2 protein-coding genes are annotated in these 2,665 nt (G+C 61.6%); both read left to right on the forward strand.

The genetic code is table 11. The features are described from left to right. Positions 1-1,263: polyketide synthase dehydratase domain-containing protein (locus C8D90_RS21885; RefSeq protein WP_196238535.1), on the forward strand; the 1,263-nt coding region annotated here is incomplete at its 5' end. A gap of 17 nt (positions 1,264-1,280) precedes the next feature. Beyond that, positions 1,281-2,665, forward strand: a 1,385-nt coding sequence (locus C8D90_RS21890) for a type I polyketide synthase (RefSeq protein WP_230473086.1), incomplete at its 3' end; no start/stop codon positions are given.

A 2,665-nucleotide genomic window follows, 5' to 3' on the forward strand; every position in this document is an offset into this window, starting at 1 on the left:
GCGCTGATGCGGCGTGCGGAACAGCTGTCAGCGCACCTGTCGCAACAGGCGGTGAACCTGACGGATCTGGCGTATACGCTGCAGGTAGGGCGTGACGCGATGGAGCATCGTCTGGCGCTGACGGCGGAGTCGCAGGAAGCGCTGGTGACACAGTTGCGCGGCGTGTGTGACGGGACGTTGACGACGGGGATCTGGCGCGGCGAAGTGACGTCGGCGCCAACGGAAAATCCCGCTGCCGGAGATGCGTTGCCGCAGACGCTGGCGCAACTCTGGGTTGAAGGCTTTGAAATCGACTGGCCAAAACTTTATGCAGGGCGGCAGCCCAACCGCCTGCGTTTACCAACTTATCCGTTTGCCCGCGAACGTTACTGGTTCCCGGAAAACACCACTCTGGCAGCAGGGGCGGGGGCCTCTCTGCATCCTCTGGTTCACCGCAATATCTCCGACATTCACGCCTTTTGCTATGACACGTTGCTGACCGGGCAGGAGTGGTTCCTGCGCGATCACCAGGTTATGGAACGCGCGGTGCTGCCGGGTGTTGCTCAGCTGGAGTGGGCGCGGGCGGCGGTCAGCCTGGCGCTGGGTGGTGAACCGGACAGCGCGGATATCTGCCTGAAAAAAGTGGTTTGGCTGCGCCAACTGGCGGTCGCCGAATGGCAGAAAGTCTGTATTGAACTGACGCCTGAAGACGATGGCGCGATGAGCTGGGAGATTTACGGCGATGAAGACGGCGGGGAGGTGGTTTACAGCCGGGGCCTGGCGGTGCAGGCGGTGGACAGCGAGCGGCCGGTATTCGATACGGCGCCCGTGGCGGCACGCTGTACGGAGATGGCAGAGGGCGCGCAGTTATATGACCAGTTTGCCCGCCTGGGGCTGAACTATGGGGCAACGATGCGGACGGTGCAGACGCTGCATGGCGGAGAAGGCATCGCCCTTGCTTCGCTGGCGTCGGTTGATCGCCGCGATGGCTGCCAGTGGTCGCCGGCGCTGCTGGACGGTGCGTTACAGGCCATCGCCGGTACCGCGCGGGAGGGCGAGATCGCGCTTCCGTTCGCTTTACGCGAGGCGCGGAGCTGGTCGGCATTGCCTGAGCGGCCGCAGGTCATCGTGCAAAAAGGTACGGCGCATGGCGCCTCCACCCCTGAGTGGGACATCACCCTGGTTGATGATGAAGGCAGGGCGGTAATGCAACTACTGGGGCTGGCGATGCGCCCCGTTAAGCCCGGAGCCGGGCTGGATACTTTTCCCGTTCAAGAGAACTAAGAAATAAGGACAGATTCATGGAACGCGCAAGCCAGAAAATACAGGCACCTCTGCAGGAGCAGGACGTAGCGGAACAGCCGCAGGCGATAGCGCCCGGGAGCGCCGGTAATGTTGCACAGCAGGAGACGGCGGGCGATGAATGCATCAGGCAGCGCGTCGCGCAATATCTCACGCAACGCCTGGCCCAGACGATCAACGTGGAAGAGTCCAGAATTGATGCGCATGCGGCGCTGGAAAAATACGGCATCGACTCGTTGATGGCGCTGACGCTGACCCGTGAGCTGGAAGCCCTCTTCGGGCCTTTGCCCGTCACGCTGTTTTTTGAGCATCAGAGCATCGACGAACTGGCAGGCTACTTTATCGCCCATCATGGGCAGACGCTTTCACGCTTGCTGGACGCGCCGCAGGAAGAGCGCGCTGCGCCGAACGGGAAAAAACGCCGTCGCGGCCAACGCGGGTGGCCGTCAACGGGCAACGGCGGCGCAGCCCGCAATGCCCCGCAATCGCTGGATATCGCGATTATCGGAATCAGCGGGCGCTATCCCGGCGCAACTGACCTGAATCAATTCTGGCGTAACCTGCTTAACGGCGTTGACTGCATTACGCCCATTCCGCCCGAGCGCTGGGAGTGGCGGCGTTATTTTCCGCAACTCAGTGAGATTGAACTGGCTGGTTTCAGCACCTGGGGAGGCTTCATTGATGGCGTGGATGAATTTGACCCGCAGTTTTTTAATATTTCACCGCGCGAGGCGGAGTATATCGATCCGCAGGAACGCCTGTTTTTACAGTGTGCCTGGCATGCGATTGAAGATGCCGGTTATACCCGGCAACGGCTGAGCGCGGAGAACGGAATGACCGGCGTCTTTGCCGGCGTGATGTATGAAGAGTACCAGCTTTACGGCGCGCAGGCGCAAACACAGGGACGCCCGGTGTTGCTGTCCGGCAGCGCGGCGTCTGTCGCGAACCGCGTTTCCTACTTCTGCAATTTCCAGGGGCCAAGCCTGGCCGTGGATACCATGTGTTCCTCTTCGCTGACCGCAATCCATCTGGCCTGCCACAGCCTGCGCCGTGGCGAATGTTCCGTGGCGCTGGCCGGTGGCGTGAACGTCTCCGTACACCCGAATAAATACCTGCTGCTGTCGCAGATTCAGGCGGGATCGACGCACGGACGCTGCAAAAGCTTTGGCGAAGGCGGCGACGGCTATATTCCTGCCGAAGGGGTCGGCGCGGTGGTGCTTAAGCCGTTGCAGCAGGCGGTGGCGGACGGCGACCATATTTACGGCGTGATCAAGGGCAGCGCGCTGAACCATGGCGGCAAGGTTAATGGGTATACCGTACCCAATCCTAAAATGCAGAGCTGGGTGGTCCGCCGGGCATTGCGTGAATCGGGCGTGGACGCAGA

The sequence above is a fragment of the Enterobacillus tribolii genome, assembly GCF_003363015.1.
GTDB lineage: Bacteria > Pseudomonadota > Gammaproteobacteria > Enterobacterales > Enterobacteriaceae > Enterobacillus > Enterobacillus tribolii.